Origin of the sequence: Desulfotomaculum sp. 1211_IL3151, from assembly GCF_036763075.1 — a bacterium.
Lineage (GTDB): Bacteria > Bacillota > Desulfotomaculia > Desulfotomaculales > Desulfotomaculaceae > Desulfotomaculum.
This window is the reverse complement of record NZ_JBAIYV010000027.1, coordinates 100,971-120,571: the sequence shown is the minus strand read 5'-3', so window position 1 is coordinate 120,571 and position 19,601 is coordinate 100,971. Positions and strand designations below refer to the sequence as shown.

17 protein-coding genes are annotated in these 19,601 nt (G+C 41.7%); all 17 read right to left on the bottom strand.

Annotated features, from left to right (window positions below; genetic code table 11):
- Nucleotides 1-75: 75 nt before the first annotated feature.
- The 17 genes from tsf to V6C11_RS06850 all read right to left on the bottom strand — a co-directional run bounded on the left by tsf (nucleotide 76) and on the right by V6C11_RS06850 (nucleotide 19,503).
- A complete protein-coding gene (tsf, locus tag V6C11_RS06930) occupies nucleotides 76-729 on the bottom strand; it encodes a translation elongation factor Ts (RefSeq protein WP_333530401.1) in 654 nt (217 codons plus the stop codon).
- A gap of 194 nt (nucleotides 730-923) precedes the next feature.
- Nucleotides 924-1,622: a 30S ribosomal protein S2 gene (gene rpsB / locus V6C11_RS06925; protein ID WP_333530400.1), complete on the bottom strand. Its 699-nt coding sequence runs from the start codon at nucleotides 1,620-1,622 to the stop codon at nucleotides 924-926.
- 201 nt (nucleotides 1,623-1,823) lie between these two features.
- Nucleotides 1,824-2,609: a GTP-sensing pleiotropic transcriptional regulator CodY gene (gene codY / locus V6C11_RS06920; protein WP_333530399.1), complete on the bottom strand. Its 786-nt coding sequence runs from the start codon at nucleotides 2,607-2,609 to the stop codon at nucleotides 1,824-1,826.
- A gap of 20 nt (nucleotides 2,610-2,629) precedes the next feature.
- Entirely contained in the window at nucleotides 2,630-4,030 is a 1,401-nt protein-coding gene (gene hslU, locus V6C11_RS06915) for an ATP-dependent protease ATPase subunit HslU (RefSeq protein ID WP_333530398.1), read from the bottom strand.
- A gap of 27 nt (nucleotides 4,031-4,057) precedes the next feature.
- A complete protein-coding gene (hslV, locus tag V6C11_RS06910; protein WP_333530397.1) occupies nucleotides 4,058-4,588 on the bottom strand; it encodes an ATP-dependent protease subunit HslV in 531 nt (176 codons plus the stop codon).
- 24 nt (nucleotides 4,589-4,612) lie between these two features.
- Nucleotides 4,613-5,509 carry a tyrosine recombinase XerC gene (gene xerC, locus V6C11_RS06905; protein WP_333530396.1) on the bottom strand — a complete coding sequence of 299 codons (897 nt, stop codon included), beginning with the start codon at nucleotides 5,507-5,509 and terminating at the stop codon, nucleotides 4,613-4,615.
- Between the two features lie 124 nt (nucleotides 5,510-5,633).
- Nucleotides 5,634-6,950, bottom strand: a complete 1,317-nt coding sequence (gene trmFO, locus V6C11_RS06900) for a methylenetetrahydrofolate--tRNA-(uracil(54)-C(5))-methyltransferase (FADH(2)-oxidizing) TrmFO (RefSeq protein WP_333530395.1) — start codon at nucleotides 6,948-6,950, stop codon at nucleotides 5,634-5,636.
- Between the two features lie 36 nt (nucleotides 6,951-6,986).
- Complete coding sequence (topA, locus tag V6C11_RS06895) at nucleotides 6,987-9,119, bottom strand: type I DNA topoisomerase (protein WP_333530394.1); 2,133 nt, start codon at nucleotides 9,117-9,119, stop codon at nucleotides 6,987-6,989.
- Between the two features lie 101 nt (nucleotides 9,120-9,220).
- A complete protein-coding gene (dprA, locus tag V6C11_RS06890; protein ID WP_333530467.1) occupies nucleotides 9,221-10,318 on the bottom strand; it encodes a DNA-processing protein DprA in 1,098 nt (365 codons plus the stop codon).
- A gap of 186 nt (nucleotides 10,319-10,504) precedes the next feature.
- Complete coding sequence (ligD, locus tag V6C11_RS06885) at nucleotides 10,505-11,413, bottom strand: non-homologous end-joining DNA ligase (protein WP_333530393.1); 909 nt, start codon at nucleotides 11,411-11,413, stop codon at nucleotides 10,505-10,507.
- Between the two features lie 188 nt (nucleotides 11,414-11,601).
- Nucleotides 11,602-12,885: an ArsB/NhaD family transporter gene (locus V6C11_RS06880; RefSeq protein ID WP_333530392.1), complete on the bottom strand. Its 1,284-nt coding sequence runs from the start codon at nucleotides 12,883-12,885 to the stop codon at nucleotides 11,602-11,604.
- Between the two features lie 251 nt (nucleotides 12,886-13,136).
- On the bottom strand, nucleotides 13,137-13,559 hold the full coding sequence (locus V6C11_RS06875; RefSeq protein ID WP_333530391.1) for an HTH domain-containing protein: 423 nt from the start codon (nucleotides 13,557-13,559) through the stop codon (nucleotides 13,137-13,139).
- A gap of 138 nt (nucleotides 13,560-13,697) precedes the next feature.
- Nucleotides 13,698-15,149 (bottom strand): SLC13 family permease, encoded by a 1,452-nt coding sequence (locus V6C11_RS06870; protein ID WP_333530390.1) that lies wholly within the window; start codon nucleotides 15,147-15,149, stop codon nucleotides 13,698-13,700.
- 211 nt (nucleotides 15,150-15,360) lie between these two features.
- The gene (locus V6C11_RS06865) at nucleotides 15,361-15,753 is read right to left on the bottom strand and encodes a DUF2294 domain-containing protein (RefSeq protein ID WP_333530389.1); all 393 of its coding nucleotides are present in this window, start codon (nucleotides 15,751-15,753) and stop codon (nucleotides 15,361-15,363) included.
- Between the two features lie 408 nt (nucleotides 15,754-16,161).
- On the bottom strand, nucleotides 16,162-16,593 hold the full coding sequence (locus V6C11_RS06860; RefSeq protein ID WP_333530388.1) for a transcriptional regulator: 432 nt from the start codon (nucleotides 16,591-16,593) through the stop codon (nucleotides 16,162-16,164).
- 53 nt (nucleotides 16,594-16,646) lie between these two features.
- The gene (locus V6C11_RS06855) at nucleotides 16,647-17,930 is read right to left on the bottom strand and encodes an ArsB/NhaD family transporter (protein ID WP_333530387.1); all 1,284 of its coding nucleotides are present in this window, start codon (nucleotides 17,928-17,930) and stop codon (nucleotides 16,647-16,649) included.
- Nucleotides 17,931-18,051: 121 nt separating this feature from the next.
- Complete coding sequence (locus V6C11_RS06850) at nucleotides 18,052-19,503, bottom strand: SLC13 family permease (RefSeq protein WP_333530386.1); 1,452 nt, start codon at nucleotides 19,501-19,503, stop codon at nucleotides 18,052-18,054.
- Nucleotides 19,504-19,601 lie beyond the last annotated feature (98 nt).

The window sequence follows — 19,601 nt, the reverse complement described above, 5'->3', positions numbered from 1 at the left end:
GTGTCCTCCAGTCTGGTAGTTCTGTTATTCTACAATACTTATAAAAATCCTTTAATCAATTTAGAAAATGAGAAATTATGCCTTAATTTGTGCAGCAACCTCAGCCGCAAAATCATCTTGGCGTTTTTCTAAACCTTCTCCCACTTCATAACGACTAAAGCGACGAACGTCAATTTTTTCACCGATCTTGGATACAACCTCATTAATTACATGCTGCACGGTTTTATCAGGATCTTTAATAAAGGGCTGTTCAAGCAAACATACTTCTTTAAAGTATTTTTCGATACGCCCTTCAACCATTTTCTCAACAATTTTTTCTGGTTTACCTTCATTTAATGCCTGGGCTTTTAAAATTTCTTTTTCTTTTTCAATCTTTTCAGAAGAAACTTCTTCACGACGAACATACTCTGGCTTAGCAGCAGCGATTTGCATAGCAATATCTCTGGCTAAGTTGCGAAAATCTTCGTTTTTGGCAACAAAGTCTGTTTCACAGTTGATTTCTACTAAAACACCAATACGTCCGCCACCATGTATGTAAGCTTCAATAATACCTTCTGCTGCAATTCTGCCAGCCTTCTTAGCAGCAGCGGCAAGTCCCTTTTCCCGCAAAAATTCAATGGCCTTTTCCATATCTCCAGCCACTTCAGTTAAGGCTTTTTTACAGTCCATCATACCAGCGCCGGTACGCTCTCTTAACTCTTTAACCATGCTTGCAGAAATCTCTGCCATGATCAAAATCCCCCTTTTTTAACCCACTAGGTAATCTTGTGGTATTATAACCATATCTTTTCTCTGACAAACATTGGCATGATTTTGCCTTGGTTTTCTTATATTTTCATCAAATTAATGATTTATACATTTTAATAAAGTATAAAAAAAGGTAGAGGACTCCCGTACTAGCAAGACGCCCTCTACCTAACATACTATTCTGCGACTTGTTCGCCCTGCTTGCCTTCCAAAACTGCATCGGCAATCTTACCGGTAAGCAGTTTTACTGCCCGAATAGCGTCATCGTTACCGGGAATTACGTAATCTACTTCGTCAGGATCGCAGTTTGTATCAACAATGGCTACAATGGGAATGCCAAGTTTACGAGCCTCAGCCACTGCAATGCGCTCCTTCCGGGGATCAATTACGAAAAGTGCCCCAGGCAGGCGACGCATGTTTTTGATTCCACCAAGGAATTTATCCAGTTTCTCTTTTTCATGCAGAAGTTGAGAAACTTCTTTTTTGGGCAGAACCTCAAAGGTTCCATCCTCTTCCATGCGCTCAAGTTCATGTAATCTATCAATACGATTACGTATGGTTTGGAAGTTTGTTAACATACCACCCAACCAACGCTGATTTACAAAGAACATTTCGCAACGTTCGGCTTCTTCTTTAACAGCTTCCTGGGCTTGCTTTTTAGTACCTACAAACAGTAAAGTACCAGCATCCGCAGCCAGTTGTTTAACAAAATCGTAGCATTCTTCCACTTTCTTAACGGTTTTCTGCAGATCAATAATGTAAATACCGTTACGATCAGTGAAGATATAAGGTGCCATCTTGGGGTTCCAGCGACGGGTCTGGTGTCCAAAATGAACGCCTGCTTCCAGTAGTTGTTTCATGGAGATAACTGCCATAGCTAGTTACACCTCCTCCCTCAATTGTTTTTAATCCTCCGTTATCCTCATCTCCGGCAAGACCTTCATCAAGGCAACCTTGCACAAATCAGATAACGTGTGTACTCAACACCAAGGGATATTTTAGCATAATGCGACAACCAACGCAAGAGAAAAGCCACAGTTTTTTATACTGTGGCTTGTTTGTTTAATGACGAATCCCTAGTTATGCTTTAATCTTTGCAATTCCTCTATTAAACGATCATTCAATACCCGAATATAGGTCCCCTTCATACCCAGGGATTTTGACTCTATTACACCGGCACTTTCAAATTTACGTAGGGCGTTGACGATAACGGATCGAGTGATACCCACTCTGTCAGCAATTTTACTGGCCACCAAAACCCCTTCGTCACCTTCTAATTGCTCAAAGATATGCTGTACTGCATCCAGTTCGGAGTAAGAAAGTGTGCCCAGGGCAATTTGTACCGCTGCTTTTTTCCTTGCTTCTTCTTCCATTCTGCCAGCTCTGGCCCGCAGAACCTCCATGGCAACAACCGTGGCACCATATTCAGCAAGAATTAAATCTTCATCAGTGAAATTTTTGTCAAACTTAGCCAGCACGAGAGTTCCTAGACGGGAACCAGCCCCGACAATGGGAACTACCGTGGTTACTTTGTTTTGGCCTTTGCATTTTTCTTCTTGGAAGAATACACAAGCATCATAGGTTTGGCAGAAGTTAGCATGGGTTTCATTGATAGCAAGTAATCCCTCATTGTATTCCTCAGGAAAACGTTTAGAGCCTTCAACAATATCCTTCATGATATCACAGGCAAATTGGGGCATAAATTTATGACCCAGTGCTCTGCCACGACGGTCAATGATATAACAGTTTGCCTCAATGTTTTCAGAAAGCACCTCTGCTATTTCACCAAAATCCACGGGATAACCAGCAGATTTTTGTAATAATTTATTGATTGTTCTTGTTCTTTCTAATAAAGTTCTCATTCTGTCACTCTCCCTAAATTTTAAAGAATATAACGACTAAGATCACGATTTGTTACAATGTCTTTTAGCTTCTCACGAACATATTCACTGTCTATAGTGAGTGACTGCCCTTTTAGTTCCGGAGCCTCAAAGGAAATATCCTCCAGAAGTTTTTCTAAAATGGTGTGCAGCCGCCTTGCGCCTATGTTTTCGTTTTGTTCATTTACAGTATAAGCAATATCCGCAATTTCTTCAAGTGAATTTTTTGAAAATTCAATTTTAAGCTCTTCAGTTGCTAAGAGTTCTGTATATTGCTTTATTAAAGAGTTTTGCGGTTCAGTTAAAATCTGCACAAAATTATTTCGGCTTAAACTCTCCAACTCTACTCTGATTGGAAAACGTCCCTGTAATTCTGGGATCAAGTCAGATGGTTTTGTGACATGAAAGGCACCGGCAGCTATAAATAGGATATGATCTGTTTTTACCGGGCCATATTTGGTCATAACAGTGGAGCCTTCAACAATTGGCAGAATATCCCTTTGTACGCCACCCCTTGATACATCCGCCCCGCCGGAAATTCCTTCCTTTGTGGCAATTTTATCAATCTCATCTAAAAATATAATCCCATTATCCTCAGCCCGCTTGACAGCTTGTGTGGTTAGCTCCTCCATGTCAATTAATTTCTGGGCTTCCTGTTGGGTTAATATTTTACGGGCTTCCCGTACAGTAACTTTACGCTTGCGTTTTTTTCTGGGAAAGATACTGCCCAGAACATCCTGCATGTTGACGCCCATCTCTTCCACACCGCTATTTGTAAAAACCTCAAGCATGGGCGTGCTTTGATCTTCTACTTCAATTTCCAAATACTCATTTTCCAGCTCGCCCCGGGACATTTTCTCCTTTAGCGTTTCCCTTTCAAACCGAATTCTGCTATGCTGCTGTTCCCAGGACTTATCCTCTGGTTTATCTTCCTGCACACCGCCAAAAAGCATTTCAAAAGGGTTTTTGGTTTGTGCCGGCCGATTAGGGTAAGGAGCCAAAAGTTCAATTATTTTTTCTTCAGCCAATCCTTTGGCCCGTTCTTCTACTTTTTCCATTCTTTCCTGCTTAATCATGCGAATGGACGTTTCGACCAAATCCCTGATCATGGATTCTACGTCCCGTCCCACATAGCCAACTTCTGTAAATTTGGTTGCCTCAATCTTAACAAAGGGTGCTTTGACTAACTTTGCTAATCGACGGGCTATTTCGGTTTTACCTACCCCTGTTGGGCCAATCATCAAAATGTTCTTCGGTACAACCTCATCAATCAATTCTTCTGATAATTTACTGCGGCGATACCTGTTTCGTAAAGCCACTGCCACTGCTTTTTTGGCGTTCTCTTGACCTACAATATATTTATCAAGCTCTGCCACTATCTCCCTAGGTGTCAGGGCTGCCATTGGCTTCACTCCTTTAATACCCTTATTTTAAATTTCCTCCACAGTGATATTTTTATTAGTATAGACACAAATATCTGCGGCTAAGCTTAATGCCTCATAAGCAATTTCCCTGGGTGAAAGATTTGTATGTTTTGTCAAGGCCTTGGCGGCAGCCAAAGCATAGGGACCCCCAGAGCCGATGGCTGTGACGCCTTCATCCGGTTCTATGACCTCGCCATTGCCTGACAAAACTAATAGATTTTCCTGGTTGGCTACAATCAGCATCGCCTCCAGGGATCGCAAGTATTTGTCTGTACGCCAGGCCTTGGCCAATTCAACCGCAGCTCTCATTAAATTGCCATGATATTCTTCCAGCTTACCTTCAAATTTTTCAAACAGCGTAAAGGCATCTGCCACTGATCCAGCAAAGCCGGCTAAAACTTGACCATTATGAAGCCGTCTTACCTTTTTGGCAGTATGTTTCATGATGGTATTTTGCCCAAAAGTAACTTGACCATCGCCGGCTATGGCAACCTTTGCACCCTTTTTTACCGCTACAATGGTAGTTGCATGGAACATAAGCATCACTTCCTCGTTATCAGTCTAAGCCCTAGGGTGACTCATTTTATAAACCTTTTTCAATTTCTGTCTGGTTACATGGGTATAAATCTGGGTTGATGACAAAGAAACATGACCTAGTAATTCCTGAACAGTACGTAAATCCGCCCCATTATCCAGCAAATGAGTAGCAAAAGAATGACGAATTTTGTGGGGACTCACTTTTAATTTTATTTTTTCCTGCTGGCAATATTTATCAATGATTTTACGTATGCTCCTATCACTTAAGCGGGAACCTTGGTAGTTAAGAAAAACCGCTTGACAGTTCTTCTTAACCAACGACCCCCGTACAGTTTTCAAATATTCTTCTATAGCTGCCATGGATCGATCATGAATTGGTACGATCCGTTCCTTGGCTCCTTTTCCCAGGACCCTGATATATCCCCTGATCAGGTCAAGCTGGTCAAGATCTAAGGCCACCAGTTCTGATACACGTATGCCACTGGCATAGAGTAATTCTAAGATTGCCCTATCCCTAATTCCCAGTGGCGAATGATCCGGTGCCTCAACCAATTTTTCAGTTTCTTCCTGATACAAAAATATGGGTAGTTTTTTTTCTTTCTTAGGATTGGCAACTCTAAGCATCGGATTGCTTACAAGCAACCTGTCATTTGCTAAAAACCGAAAAAATGCCCGCCATGAGGCAAGTTTTCTTGCCACTGTTGCCCTACTTAATTCTTTTTGTTTCAGATATGCTAAAAATCCTCTTATTAAGGAACCATTAATTAACGAAGGATCTATCCTTTCGATGGGTTTTTTTAGTACCAGCGAAAAATAGTCTAAACCATCAAATATATCCTTTTGGTAGGCATTGATGGTATGAATGGAAAAATTCTTCTGGAACTTCAGATAATCAATGAAATTATCAAGCAAGTTATACATTTTTTCTTACCCATATTATTTCGGTGTCGAATTTTGCAATATAATAAAATATATCATAAGACTTTTTAAAATTGCAACTACCTTTTGACAATTTGAATTTAAATTGTCATCCCTTTTGGAAATTTTAAACTCTTTCCTCTTCTAACCATTCCGCAAGAGTTTTTAGGGCCCTTTGGGCCTGGGCTTGACCTCTTTCCCTTTTTCCTTTAATGCGAACCGGGAGTTCCGGGAAAAGTCCAAAGGTAATATTCATGGGTTGAAAATTTGTCTCAGCGGCAGTGGTTATGTAGTTAATTAAGGCACCATGAGCGGTTTCCCTGGGGAATATTACCAAATTCCTTTGTTGTATCCGGCGAGCAGCATTTATTCCTGCGATTAGCCCAGCGGATGCCGATTCAACATAACCTTCCACACCAGTTATTTGCCCCGCAAAAAATATTCCCGGGTGTTCTTTCATTTGTAAAGTTGGTTCCAAAAGCGCAGGGGAATTTATATAGGTATTCCTATGCATCACCCCATAGCGAACAAACTCAGCATTTTCCAGACCGGGTATGAGACTAAATACCCTTTTTTGTTCTCCCCATTTTAAATTGGTTTGAAAACCTACCAGGTTAAAGAGCGTTCCATTCGCATTATCCTGCCTTAATTGAATCACTCCGTGGGGTCTTTTGCCGGTTCTTGGGTCCGTTAGCCCCACTGGCTTTAATGGCCCATAGAGAAGTGTATCTTTGCCCCTGGTAGCTAGCACTTCCACCGGCATACAGCCTTCAAAATGAACCTGTTTATCAAACTCCTTCAGGGGTGCCCTTTCTGCATGCATTAGCGCATCATAAAACACATCGTATTCTTCACGACTCATGGGACAATTAAGATAAGCTTCTTCCCCCTTGCCATAGCGTGAAGCCCGAAAAATCTTTGTCATATCAAGGGATTCAAGGGTCACGATGGGTGCTGCGGCATCATAAAAATAAAGATACTGCTGACCCGTAAGCTTTGCAATTTCCTGGAATAAGGCCTCCGAGGTAAGTGGGCCGGAGGCCACGATGGTGATTCCATCCTGAGGTAGTCTGGTAACTTCCTCACGATGAATCGTTATTAGGCTATGTTCTTCCAAAGCCTTGGTAATATGTTGGGAAAATCCCTCCCGGTCAACTGCCAAAGCACCCCCGGCAGGAACTTTATGGGTATCTGCAGCAGAAATAATTAGGGAGTTAAACTTCCTCATCTCTTCTTTTAATAAGCCCACTGCATTTTCCACAGCCGCCGCCCTGAGGGAGTTACTACATACCAATTCAGAAAAATAGGCTGTGTGATGGGCCGGGGTATACTTCACTGGTCTCATTTCATAAAGATCCACAGGAATGTCCCTCTGGGCCAATTGCCAGGCTGCTTCGCAACCTGCTAAACCAGCTCCAATGATTGTTACCCTATTTGCTGTCATTTTTAGTAAGCCCCCTATTGTATTACTTCGAATGCTCTATTTCTTAGTTTTCTTGGCTGGTTTCTTTTTTTCCCCTTTTGCATCGGCAAGGGCAGTATCCCCCTTGCTGGGACAATGTTCATTGATACAATACAATTTATTTTCCTTGGTCTTAGATTTCTTTTCCACCATCATGCCACTGCAGTGGGGGCATTTCTCTTGGGTAGGCAGATCCCAGGTGACAAATTCACACTCCGGATAACTGCTGCAGCCATAAAATTTTCTTCCTTTTTTACTACGCCTTAGTACGATTTCACCCTTACAATTAGGACAACCTACACCGGTTGGTTCCAGTAAAGGTTTGGTATTCCTACACTCAGGAAAACCCGGGCAAGCAAGAAATTTTCCAAAGCGGCCAAGTTTAATAACCATGTTCTTGCCGCACTGCTCACATATTTCATCGGAAACTTCATCGGCCACTTGTACTTTACCGATGGCCTCCTCTGCTATCTCCAGGGTTTTGGCAAAGGGATCATAAAAATCCTTTAATACACCATTCCACAGTTGCTCTCCCTCCGCTATTTGGTCAAGCTTTTCCTCCAACTCAGCGGTAAACTCGATGTTGATAATGTCTGGAAAATGTTTTTTCAATAGTTCTACAACAATAACCCCTAATTCTGTGGGATAAAATTGCTTGCTTTCCCTTACCACATAACCACGTCTTTGAATCGTTTCAACAATTGGTGCATAGGTACTGGGGCGTCCGATCCCTTTTTCTTCCAATACCTTGACCAGGGTAGCATCGGTGTACCTTGGTGGCGGTTGTGTAAAGTGTTGTTTTGGGGACAAGGACTTAGCCACTACCTTATCTCCCTTGCTCAGGTCTGGCAGAATTTTTTCTTCTTCCTTACTGCCATCGTCGTTACCCTCTATATAGACCTGCATAAAGCCGGGAAATTTAACAATGGAGCCGTTAGCCCTAAACAGATAATCCCCGGCGGCGATATCCATGGCAGTGGTATCCATAATAGCCGGTGCCATTTGACTGGCTAAGAAGCGTGCCCAGATTAATTTATATAATTTAAACTGATCATTTGTCAGAAATTGTTTCATGCTTTCAGGGTTACGATTGACAGATGTGGGCCTGATGGCTTCATGGGCATCCTGGACCTTACCCTTGGCCAAAGTTTGCCTTGGTTGCTTGGGGACATAGGCCGGACCAAAACGCTCGGTAATAAATTCTTTGGTTTCCTGTACGGCTGTTTCAGATACACGGGTTGAATCGGTACGGATATAAGTAACCAATCCCACTGGGCCTTCCTTCCCCAATTCAATACCTTCATAAAGCTGTTGAGCCACCACCATGGTTTTGCGTGAAGTAAAATTTAGTTTTCTTGAGGCCTCCTGCTGCAGTGAACTGGTTGTAAAAGGTGCTGCAGAGTTACGCTGTTTCTCTTTTTTGACAATGTTGGTAACAAGGTAATTTTGCCCCTTTAGGTCATTTAAGATTTTATCCATTGCTTCTTGGTTCGAAATATCAATCTTTTTATCCTTATATTTATGAAGCTTGGCCTCAAAGGGGGATTTGCCGGATTTTACAAACTTACCTGTCAGGGTCCAATATTCTTCCGGTATAAAAGCTTGAATTTCTTCCTCTCGATCACAGATCAAACGCACTGCCACAGACTGGACTCTGCCTGCGGATAACCCCTTTTTAACCTTACGCCAAAGAAGGGGGCTTAGATTATAACCCACTAACCTGTCCAGTATTCTCCTAGCTTGTTGTGCGTTAACCCTATCTACATCGATGGGACGTGGTTGCTTAACAGCAGCCTGAATTGCATTTTTCGTTATTTCATTAAACTCAATACGACAAGGGCTGTCTTCATCTAACCCTAGAAGTTTCGTTAAATGCCAAGCAATTGCCTCACCCTCGCGATCCGGGTCAGAAGCTAGCAATACTCGATCAACTTTTTTGACAGCCGACCGAAGTTCTTTGATGATATCCCCTTTACCGCGAATGGTTATATATTTAGGAGAAAAGGCATTTTCTACGTCTACACCAGTCTGACTTTTTGGCAAATCCCTTACATGACCCATGGATGCCTTAACAGTATAGTTTTTTCCTAAATATTTACCAATGCTTTTTGCCTTAGCAGGTGATTCAACAATTACTAATGTTTTACTCAAATTGGTACACCCCATTTACTACTGCTCTCAGATGTAGGGGTTTTACCACCCCTTACTACTTTTACTGTATAAATATTCATATTGCTTTAGAACTCTTTTTGCTATAACCTTGCATCAATATACATTTTTCCTGATAGACATTTAATCAACCCTTTTATTTCCAATAACGTCAATGCCACTGCGACTTCTTTTGGGGCTAACATGCTTAAACTTATAATTTTTTCCAGTGTTATTGGCATTTCTGATAACAGTGCTAAAATTTTACTTTCATTATCGGTTAAATCAACACTTTTTAATCGATCCTCTGCCTGGTAAGAGAATTTTTGCTTCATGCCCAGCTCATTCAGAATATCCAATGTATTTATGATTAGGGCTGCTCCCTGCTGGATTAATTTATTCGTACCCATGCTCTTGGCGTTGTTGATGTTACCAGGTACCGCCATCACCTCTCTGCCCTGTTCCAAGGCAAAGTCGGCCGTTATTAAGGCCCCGCTTTTTGCCGCGGCTTCTACCACTAAAACAGCATTGCTTAAGCCACTGATAATTCGGTTCCGACTGGGAAAGTGCCAGGGCTGAGGCAATGTACCAGGTGGGAATTCTGTAATAATGGCACCCTTTTCTATAATTTGTTGCATGAGTCTGGCATTTTCCCTGGGGTAGACAACATCTGGCCCACAGCCCAGAACAGCAAGGGTAACGCCTTTACCGTTTAGGGCCCCACGATGGGCAGCACTATCGATCCCCCTGGCCAAGCCGCTGACAATCGTAATACCCTCCATTGCCAGTTCACTGGATAATTTTTCAGTTATGACTAAACCATTGGGGGAGGGTTTGCGGGAACCAACCATCGCTAAACAAACATCGTGAATACTTGGTAAATTACCCCTAACGAAAATAGCTAGCGGAGGGTCATGGATACTCTTCAATAAATAAGGGTAGTTATCGTCCTCTATGGTTATTACTTTACCATTCATTTCACCCAGTAATTTTCCCAGTTTATCAAACTTTATCGTACTTCTTCGCTGGACTAGCTTCCTGGCACCTTGGTTGCCCAAAACTTCTTGTAAATCTTTTTCAGAAGCTTGCCAAGCTGTGGCTGGGGACCCAAAATGATTGATAATATCCCAGACTCGGCGGCCGCTGCCCGGCAAAAGAGTTTGCCAGCCAACCCAGTATAAACGTTTTTCCAAAATCCCCACCCCAGTTATCGGATTTCTACCCCTTTCGGGATAGCAACTGGGTTTTCCTTCCATTAGCAAGGTTTTTTATTAACAATTTTATCTTAACCTTCATGCCATCGTCATAAACCATTTATGAAAAAACTAGCCATGTGCCGTGGGCAATGATTAAAAGACTTCGCTAAGAGCGGATGGTTGACGGCTATTTTATACTAACTTTAAAACACGGGAGATATCCTGGGGGTTTTGACAGAGATCACGATGTAAGTCCCCAAAATATTTCAGGCGCTTAAAAATCGTATGCAAGTTAAAATCACCTGGCAGAAAGCTGAACTTTTCAATTTCCTCCCACATTACGGGTGTGGATACGGGAGCTCCCGGCAGGGGTCGTAAACCGTAAGTCCAGGCCATACTTTTGCCCCTCGTATTTTGTAAGTAATCCACGTAGACCTTTTGGGGATCTCTTTTGGCTACGGTTCTCTCAATGGTAGCCTTTTCCGAAAATGTATCGGCAACAGCCTTGGCTATTAGACCCATGGCCTTGGTCACTTGGCCAAAGGAGAATACAGGCCTTAGTGGAATGAAAATATGAATTCCCGTAGCCCCGGAGGTTTTAGGATAGCCTCGAAGTTTTAAATGATCCAAAACCTTTTTTATAACCAAGGCCACTTCCAGCACATGCTGAAAGCTTGCTTGTTCCCCGGGATCTAAATCTAGAATAGCGATATCCGGATATTCAATTTGATTTAATTTTGATAACCAAGCATGTATTTCGATACAGCCCTGGTTTGCCAACCATACCAAAGTGGCAATATCCTCACAGGTAATGTAATTAACCACTTTATCTGAATGTCGAATGGGTATTGTTTTTAGCCATTCCGGGGCATAATCGGGACACTCTTTTTGATAAAAAAAATCTCCCTCAATACCATTCGGATACCTCTTCATAACCAGGGGACGGTCTTTTATGTAAGGGAGTAGGTAGGGCGCAATGTCCGTATAATACTTTATCAAATGAGCTTTGGTCAAGCCCTCCGGCCAGATTAGCTTATCTAAATTTGAAAGTTTTATATTTTTTCCCTCAATTTTTACATCTTGCGCAGCGGCAGTAACCACTTCTTCTCCTCCCTTCCATTTATTTATATTTGCCCTGATTTTATTAGAAAATCTTGGCTCGCTTGTGCCCTTAAGGGTGCACTAATCCACGCGAGCCTTAATTTTTCTTATACGATCATCCTTAAAATCTTATTCTATCCGATCGTGAAAAAAATAATAGCCCGGTAGAATTTACCGGGCTACTAAGACTAAGTAAGATAGAAGAAATACAAGTAAATAGTAGAAATGACAATGGATACAAGCATTAACGGAAAAGCTACCTTCATAAAGCCTAAGAAGGTGAATTTTATTCCTTGTTTCTCAGCCATGCCAATGACAACCACGTTGGCGGAAGCTCCAATAATGGTACCATTACCACCCAGACAGGCACCAAGGGACAGGCACCACCAGAGTGGTTCAAGGTTCGTCATGCCGCCTAGACGTCCCATATCCTGAATTAATGGAATCATGGTTGCCACAAAGGGAATATTATCCACAAAGGCTGAAGCAATGGCAGACAGCCAGAGGATTAACATACCTGTGGTAAGCAGTTCCCCACCCGTTATTTCTAAGGCCTTGGCCGCAATCCATTCAATAATGCCAACTTCCACCAGACCACCAACTAGAATGAACAGTCCGGCAAAGAAGAAAATAACAGGCCATTCTACCGCCTCAAGGGCGTGTTCTGGTTCTTGCCTGGTTATCAATAGCAATAACGCCGCTCCAGCCAAAGCAATGGTAGCAGATTCTAAGTGTAAAGCCTGATGCAATAAGAAGCCGCCAATGGTTAAAGCAAGCACAAAAAGCGATTGCTTGAGCAGTTTTTGATCCTTAATTTCATCCTTTTCGTTCATATTCATGATGTTTTGTTTGAGTTCCTCACGCACACTAAAGGAATTTCGATAGATTATTTTTAACAAATAAACAGTTACGATCATGATTACGATGACAACTGGAAGTAAATTAACTACAAAATCCATAAAGCCTAAGCCCACAGCAGAACCAATCATGATATTAGGCGGGTCACCGATGAGGGTAGATGTACCACCAATGTTTGACGCCAGGATTTCAGCTAATAAAATCGGCATGGGGTTAATTTCCAAGGATCTAGCAATGGAGAAGGTAACTGGTACAATTAATAATACCGTCGTGACGTTGTCCAATAGGGCTGATAAAACAGCGGTAATAACGGACAAGGCCACCATAATAGCCACTGGTTCCCCTTTACTATACTTGGCAGATTTTACAGCTAGGTATTCAAATACCCCTGATTGTCTGGTAATTCCCACAATAATCATCATACCAACCAGCAAACCAATCGTATTGAAATCAATATGATGAATTGCTTGCTCCTGATTTAATACACCAGCAATAATGAAAATCATCGCACCAACCAGTGCGATAATCGTTCTGTGAATTTTTTCTGAGATAATAATAGCGTAGGTTAATAAAAATACGACACTCGCTAAAATGACTTGACTATTTCCTTCCATATACATCCCCTCTTTATAAATTTATGATATTATAACTTAATTCTGCCAAATGTTATTATAACTCTGAAGTTACAATCGCGCAATTAAAAATCGTTTTTTGTCACATTGTGTTGAGTTTTAGAATGAAGATCATCAATCCGTCTTAATTTAAGTAAGAAAATGACTGCCATTATTAATATGACAAGTAATAGGCACACTGAAAAGACACAACACCTGTGTTTTTACTTTTTCCGTAAAGTGAATTGCTTTATTTAAAAGAAATTAAGTGGCAGTTTAAAACCATAGCGCACAGCCATGCTAGTGATAATTAGTTTATAAATAGAAATAATTTGCTGTTGATAAAGCTCATATTGTTTAATCATTTGTCCTAAAGTTACTAGAATAATTGTCTCACCCATTACCTCTTCACCCTGGCTAATCTTTAATTTATAACGACCCCCACCTGGTATGCTTGGTTGAAAAATCTGAGGGCGTTCAATGGCAACCCCCATTTCCTCCAACTCCCTAAGGTAACGATAAACATGGCGTTTACTGACACCACAAGCATCCACCAGTTGCTGCAGGGTTACACCGTCAGAGTGAGCACTTTCTTTAAGCTCCCTTAAGACAATTCCTAAGTTCACTTCATAATTGTGTTTACCACGTTTGGTTTTAGACTGCGATGGAGGCGCCACTTTCAGAGGACATCACTCCCCATCATACCCGTTTTCATCCCCTACTGGTGCCGTTTGCAGCGTGGGGAACTACAAGAGAATTCCGAAACACCTGGAAAACCAGGTGTTTCAGAACTTTTTTGCGTCTTGTTAGCTTACTTAGTTTATTAAAGCAGCCATCCCGATCATCGGCCAATAAGTGAAGATCATGAGCACCAGCAAGCACAGAATCATAGCACTGGCAGGAATACCCGTTTTGAAAAATTCGCCGGTGGTAAATTGTCTGGACTCGTAAGCCATGGCATTGGGAGCAGCACCGATTAATAGCAACATGGGCATACCAGCCATGGCAGTGGCACCATAGAGAATCAGCTCTGGGTTAACTCCCATGTAGCTGGCAATAACCAAAGCAATGGGCATGGTAATAGCGATGGCAGCTACGTTCATAATAAAGTTAGTCAAAATTAATACCAGGAAGCAGATACCAACCACAAAGACCAGCCAGTGAGCATTAACTAACAGACCCAACCACTTGACAGCCAGCCATTCAGCAGCTCCGGTTTGCCAGAGGCAGAAACCAATACTCATGGCACCGGAGAAGAGAAACACGATATTCCAGGGAATTTTCTTTTCTAAATCTTCTACAGTCAAGACCCTTGTTAAGAAGAAAATGATACCTGCTAGCAGCAACGGCACCGCCCGATCCATGGACTTTAAAGCAGGTATAATTGCTTGGAGAACCAACATAGCCAAAGCACAAAATACTATAACACCAACAAAAATCTCTTGTTTGTTAACAGGACCAAGTTTTGCGTATTCTGCCCGGGCTTTTTCCCTAATACCAACAATCTTTGCCTTCTCGGGCTTATAAATCAGCAATAACATCCCCCAGATTAAGAAGACGGTTGCCCAACCAAAGGGAGCCAAGTGCAGCGAAAAATCAACAAAAGAAACTTCTACACCCGTGAACTCTGTATAGAAACCAACTGCCGCAGGGTTACGGGCACCACCCAGCAGAGTACAAATACTACCAGCACCAGCTGTATAGGCCATACCGATAAACAGCGCCTTGCCAAATTTAGTCGGTTTACCATCCGCATCCCCTCCATAGAGGGCAAGAATTGTAATTAATATTGGGAACATGGTAGCGGCCACAGCAGTGTGAGCCATAATATGAGTTAATAACGCCGTAATCACAAAAACACCCAATAGTATCTTTCTGGTGTCTTCACCTACTACATCCAGCATTTTATAAGCAATACGTTTGGTAATGCCTGATTTAGTAAATACAATACCAATTAATAATGAACCTAAAATAAACAACACCGTGGGATCCATAAAATCTTTAAAGGCGTCCTTAGCAGGACGGATAAGGAATAATGCCTGGATAACACCGATAGCAATACCAGTAACACCAATGGGGATAACTTCAAATACCCACCAAATACCTGCCAGCAGGAATAAACCGATGGCAGCTTTACCTTCCTGTGACAACTCAAAGGCTTTACCGGACGGATCAACGGCCGGACCAAACTGTGGGGCTAAGTAAAAGGCAAAAAATAAAGCGATACCTAACAGGATAAAAAATGTTCTTTTAGCATTTGCACTCATTAAAGAATACACCTCTCTTTATTTTATTTCAGGTGTTTGTTGTTGATTTAGCTGTAATGACTACTGGAAATAAACTACTACCCTACCACCCCCTCAGGACAATAAAAAGACCAGCATTCAAAGAACAGACATACGTCCCCGAATCGCTGGTCTACCTACACCTAGTTTTACTCTGTGTTTAGCCTACCAACTACGAATATTGACTAACGAATCAACCCCTTTGGTTAGGAATTGTTTTGTCAGCACTTTTAATTTTTTTCTCTAAGTCTAATTCCAAAATAAATACTTCTATCTGTTCGCCTGTTCTGATACTGATATCTCCGTGACTGCTTTTCACTTTGCATTTTGTAATGTCGTAGATAATCTTTTCAATTTGCTCTACATAAGTATCTCTTAATTCCATTCTTAGTTGTTTAACTAAGGCTCTTCCCTTACGGGTGCTGCTAACATGTTTTTCCTCTTTAGTCAAAACTCCAGTTGATCTTACAATGACCATATCCCGGCAAATCATCGCCTTTGTTATTTCTGGTCCCCGTCCCACTAACTCCCTTTGAAATTTAATAAAGGCCTCGCATATTTGTTTTTCCAATATATGCTGATTCAAACGGCCCTCCCCCTTCGCAAAAACTCATAAACCATTTTCAAAGGTACTTTAAAAGACTTGTTACATTAAACACAATCTTCGTCATGTGAATGACAAAACTATCTCAATCTTGGGTCAACCGATAAAATAATATTTATATAGAACTCTAATCCTTAATAAAGTTAATAAAAGCAGCATTTAAAATATCACTGACAAATTACTATGTCTTGTAATGACAACTCCTTGTGTCTTAAAGGTACAAATTTAAAATAATTCTGTACAGCTTCAATAATGGCTTTGTTCCAGTCAAAATAGCAATTAACTCTTTTTAGCTCTAATAATGTGCAAAAATCTTAGTTTTACACTTTTTTAATAAAAAATTCCCCTGTGTTTTTCTCGTGAGAAAGACACAGGGGAAAGGACTGTGTTTTATATTTCACAATACCTATCCATTAGTTTAACTAGAACATTTAACGGTAATTTGCAACCACCTTTGAGGGCCAGGAGATATAAGGTAATGTTGATCAAGAATAAGTATTGCTTATACTGCTTGCGATAGCATTCCCGGGCTTGATGCAAAATCATTAAGAGCATCCATTCTTCCGATTGGGAGTCTGATTTTAATTTATAATGACCACCACCGGATCTGCCGGGATAATTTACCAAGGGTCTCTCGATGGGTAGTCCGATCTCTTCCAGTTCCCTAAGATAGCGATAGATATGCCTTTTGCTAACAACACAAACATTTGCTAAATGCTGCAGGGTTACCCCATCCGCATGAGAACTAGAACGCAACTCCCTAATAACAATATCCAGGTTTTGTTCGTGATTATGTTTACCTCGTTTTGGTCCAGGGATCATTGTTTTAATTAATTCCAGAGGACATCACTCCTCTACATACCAGTTTGCGATAATTATGTCAAATAAAAGAAGTATAGATATACGGTAGAGATGACAATGGATACCAGCATTAAGGGAAAGGCAAGTTTCATAAAGCCCACAAAGGTCCACTTAACACCGCGTTTTTCCGCCATTCCTGCCACCACTACGTTAGCGGATGCACCAATTATGGTTCCATTGCCGCCAAGACAAGCACCCAGGGATAAAGACCACCAGAGGGGATTGAGGTCAGTCATACCGCCTAATCTTCCCATATCCTGAATTAATGGAATCATGGTAGCAACAAAGGGTATATTATCAACAAAGGCAGAGGCAATGGCTGATAACCAAAGAATTAACATACCTGTAGGAAGTAATTCCCCACCCGTAAGCTTTAAGGCCTCTTTGGCAATCCATTCAATTATACCCACTTCTTCCAATGAACCAACTAGAATAAATAGCCCAGCAAAGAAGAAAATAACCGGCCACTCCACCGCAGCCAAAGCATGTTCCGGCTCAGCACCACTGATTAGTAACAGCAGTGCCGCCCCAGCCAAAGCAATGGTGGCAGATTCTAAGTGTACATATTGGTGCAGCAGAAAACCGCCAATTGTTATGGCAATGACAAATAGAGATTTCTTTAATAATACAACATCCTTTATTTCATCCTGAGGATTCATCGCCATAATATTTTGCTTTAATTCTTCTCGAACCACCATTTGTTTTCTGAAAATGATCCGTAATAAAAACACCGTAACAACCATAATGACGATAATTATTGGGGCAAGATTGACTACAAAATCCATAAAACCAAGACCAGTTGCCGAACCAATCATAATATTGGGCGGATCACCAATCAGAGTCGATGTGCCACCAATATTCGATGCTAAAACCTCTGCAAATAAAATAGGAGATGGGTTTATTTCCAAGGCATTAGCAATGGAAAAGGTCACTGGAACAATTAGCAGCACGGTTGTCACGTTATCCAACAAAGCAGATAGTAACGCGGTAATTACTGACAAGGATACCAGGATAGCCAGGGGCTCACCTTTACTACTTTTCGCTGCCTTTACCGCCAAATATTCAAAAAGCCCGGAATTTCTAGCGATACCAACGATGATCATCATGCCCACTAAAAGGCCGATGGTATTAAAATCAATGGCTTCTACTGCTTTTTCCTGATGTAGAATCCCACCCACAATGACAACCATAGCACCTAAAAGTGCTATAACTGCCCTGTGAATTTTCTCTGAAATAATAATAGCATAAGTGAATAAAAATATTGCTGTGGCAAAAATTACTTGGCTGTTTCCTTCCACATTTCTCCCTCTCAATCTGATTAGTTTAAGGGTCACATTATGTCGACACACCTGAAATTATACTCCGGATGTGTCGACTGTCAACGAAATCTTTAACCATCACCAGGGGTTGCCAGCAACTTTATTGCACCAAAGCGGACATGCCAACGAGCGGCCAGTAGGTGAAAATCATTAACACCAGTAAGCATAAAACCATCGCACTGGCAGGGATACCGGATTTAAAGAACTCGCCAGTGGTAAATTGTTTGGACTCGTAAGCCATGGCATTGGGAGCAGCACCGATTAATAGCAACATGGGCATACCAGCCATGGCAGTGGCACCATAGAGAATCAGCTCTGGGTTAACTCCCATGTAGCCGGCAATAACCAAAGCAATGGGCATGGTAATGGCGATGGCCGCCACGTTCATAATAAAGTTAGTCAAAATTAGTACCAGGAAGCAGATACCAACCACAAAGACCAGCCAGTGAGCATTAACTAACAGACCCAACCACTTGACAGCCAGCCATTCAGCAGCCCCGGTTTGCCAGAGGCAGAAACCAATACTCATGGCACCGGAGAAGAGAAGCACGATATTCCAGGGAATTCTCTTTTCCAGATCTTCTACAGTCAAGACCTTCGTTAAGAAGAAAAGTATCGTGGCAAGCAGCAACGGTACGGCACGGTCCATGGACTTTAAGGCAGGTATGGTAGCTTGGAGAATTAACATAGCCAGGGCGCAGAAGACAACCATACCAACAAAAATCTCTTGTTTGCTTATTGGACCCATTTTGGCATATTCCGCCTGGGCTTTTTCCCGTAAACCAACAATCCTATCCTTTTCGGGCTTATAAACAAACAACAACAATGCCCAGATTAAAAAGACCGTTATCCAGCCAAAGGGGGCCATGTGTAACGAGAATTCAAGGAAAGAAACATCGATACCTGTGAACTCCTTATAGAAACCAACTGCGGCTGGATTACGGGCGCCGCCCAAGAGGGTACAAATACTGCCAGCACCGGCTGTATAGGCCATACCAATAAATAGAGCCTTACCAAATTTGGTAGGTCTGCCATCTGGACTTTCTCCATAAAGAGCTAAAATTGTTATCATAATTGGGAACATGGTTGCAGCCACAGCAGTGTGAGCCATAATATGGGTTAATAACGCTGTAATAACAAATACACCCAGTAGGATCTTTCGAGTATCTTCACCTACTACATCCAGCATTTTATAAGCCATACGTTTGGTAATCCCTGACTTTGTAAATACTAAGCCGATCATTAATGAACCAAGAATAAACAACACCGTAGGATCCATAAAATCTTTAAAGGCATCCTTGGCAGGACGGATTAAGAATAATGCCTGAATAACACCGATGGCAATCGCAGTTACACCGATAGGGATAACTTCAAATACCCACCAAATACCTGCCAACAGGAATAAACCGATGGCGGCCTTACCTTGTTGTGACAACTCAAAGGCTTTACCGGAGGGATCAATGGCTGGACCAAACTGAGGAGCTAAGTAAAAGACAAAAAACAGAGCAATGCCCAACAGGATGAAAAATGTTCTTTTAGCACTTTGACTCATGATATACACCTCTCTTTATTTTTACTTCTAGGTGTTAGATTGCTTTTTCTTTTTGGCTGTGTTGACTACCTTGGAACAAACTTCTTCCTTCTCACCTC

Excerpts from the sequence above, each read along its gene's own strand:
- tsf (WP_333530401.1), bottom strand. The coding sequence starts at position 729 with ATGGCAGAGATTTCTGCAAGCATGGTTAAAGAGTTAAGAGAGCGTACC.
- rpsB (WP_333530400.1), bottom strand. The coding sequence starts at position 1,622 with ATGGCAGTTATCTCCATGAAACAACTACTGGAAGCAGGCGTTCATTTT.
- codY (WP_333530399.1), bottom strand. The coding sequence starts at position 2,609 with ATGAGAACTTTATTAGAAAGAACAAGAACAATCAATAAATTATTACAA.
- hslU (WP_333530398.1), bottom strand. The coding sequence starts at position 4,030 with ATGGCAGCCCTGACACCTAGGGAGATAGTGGCAGAGCTTGATAAATAT.
- hslV (WP_333530397.1), bottom strand. The coding sequence starts at position 4,588 with ATGTTCCATGCAACTACCATTGTAGCGGTAAAAAAGGGTGCAAAGGTT.
- xerC (WP_333530396.1), bottom strand. The coding sequence starts at position 5,509 with ATGTATAACTTGCTTGATAATTTCATTGATTATCTGAAGTTCCAGAAG.
- trmFO (WP_333530395.1), bottom strand. The coding sequence starts at position 6,950 with ATGACAGCAAATAGGGTAACAATCATTGGAGCTGGTTTAGCAGGTTGC.
- V6C11_RS06880 (WP_333530392.1), bottom strand. The coding sequence starts at position 12,885 with ATGGAAGGAAATAGTCAAGTCATTTTAGCGAGTGTCGTATTTTTATTA.
- V6C11_RS06870 (WP_333530390.1), bottom strand. The coding sequence starts at position 15,149 with ATGAGTGCAAATGCTAAAAGAACATTTTTTATCCTGTTAGGTATCGCT.
- V6C11_RS06860 (WP_333530388.1), bottom strand. The coding sequence starts at position 16,593 with ATGATCCCTGGACCAAAACGAGGTAAACATAATCACGAACAAAACCTG.
- V6C11_RS06850 (WP_333530386.1), bottom strand. The coding sequence starts at position 19,503 with ATGAGTCAAAGTGCTAAAAGAACATTTTTCATCCTGTTGGGCATTGCT.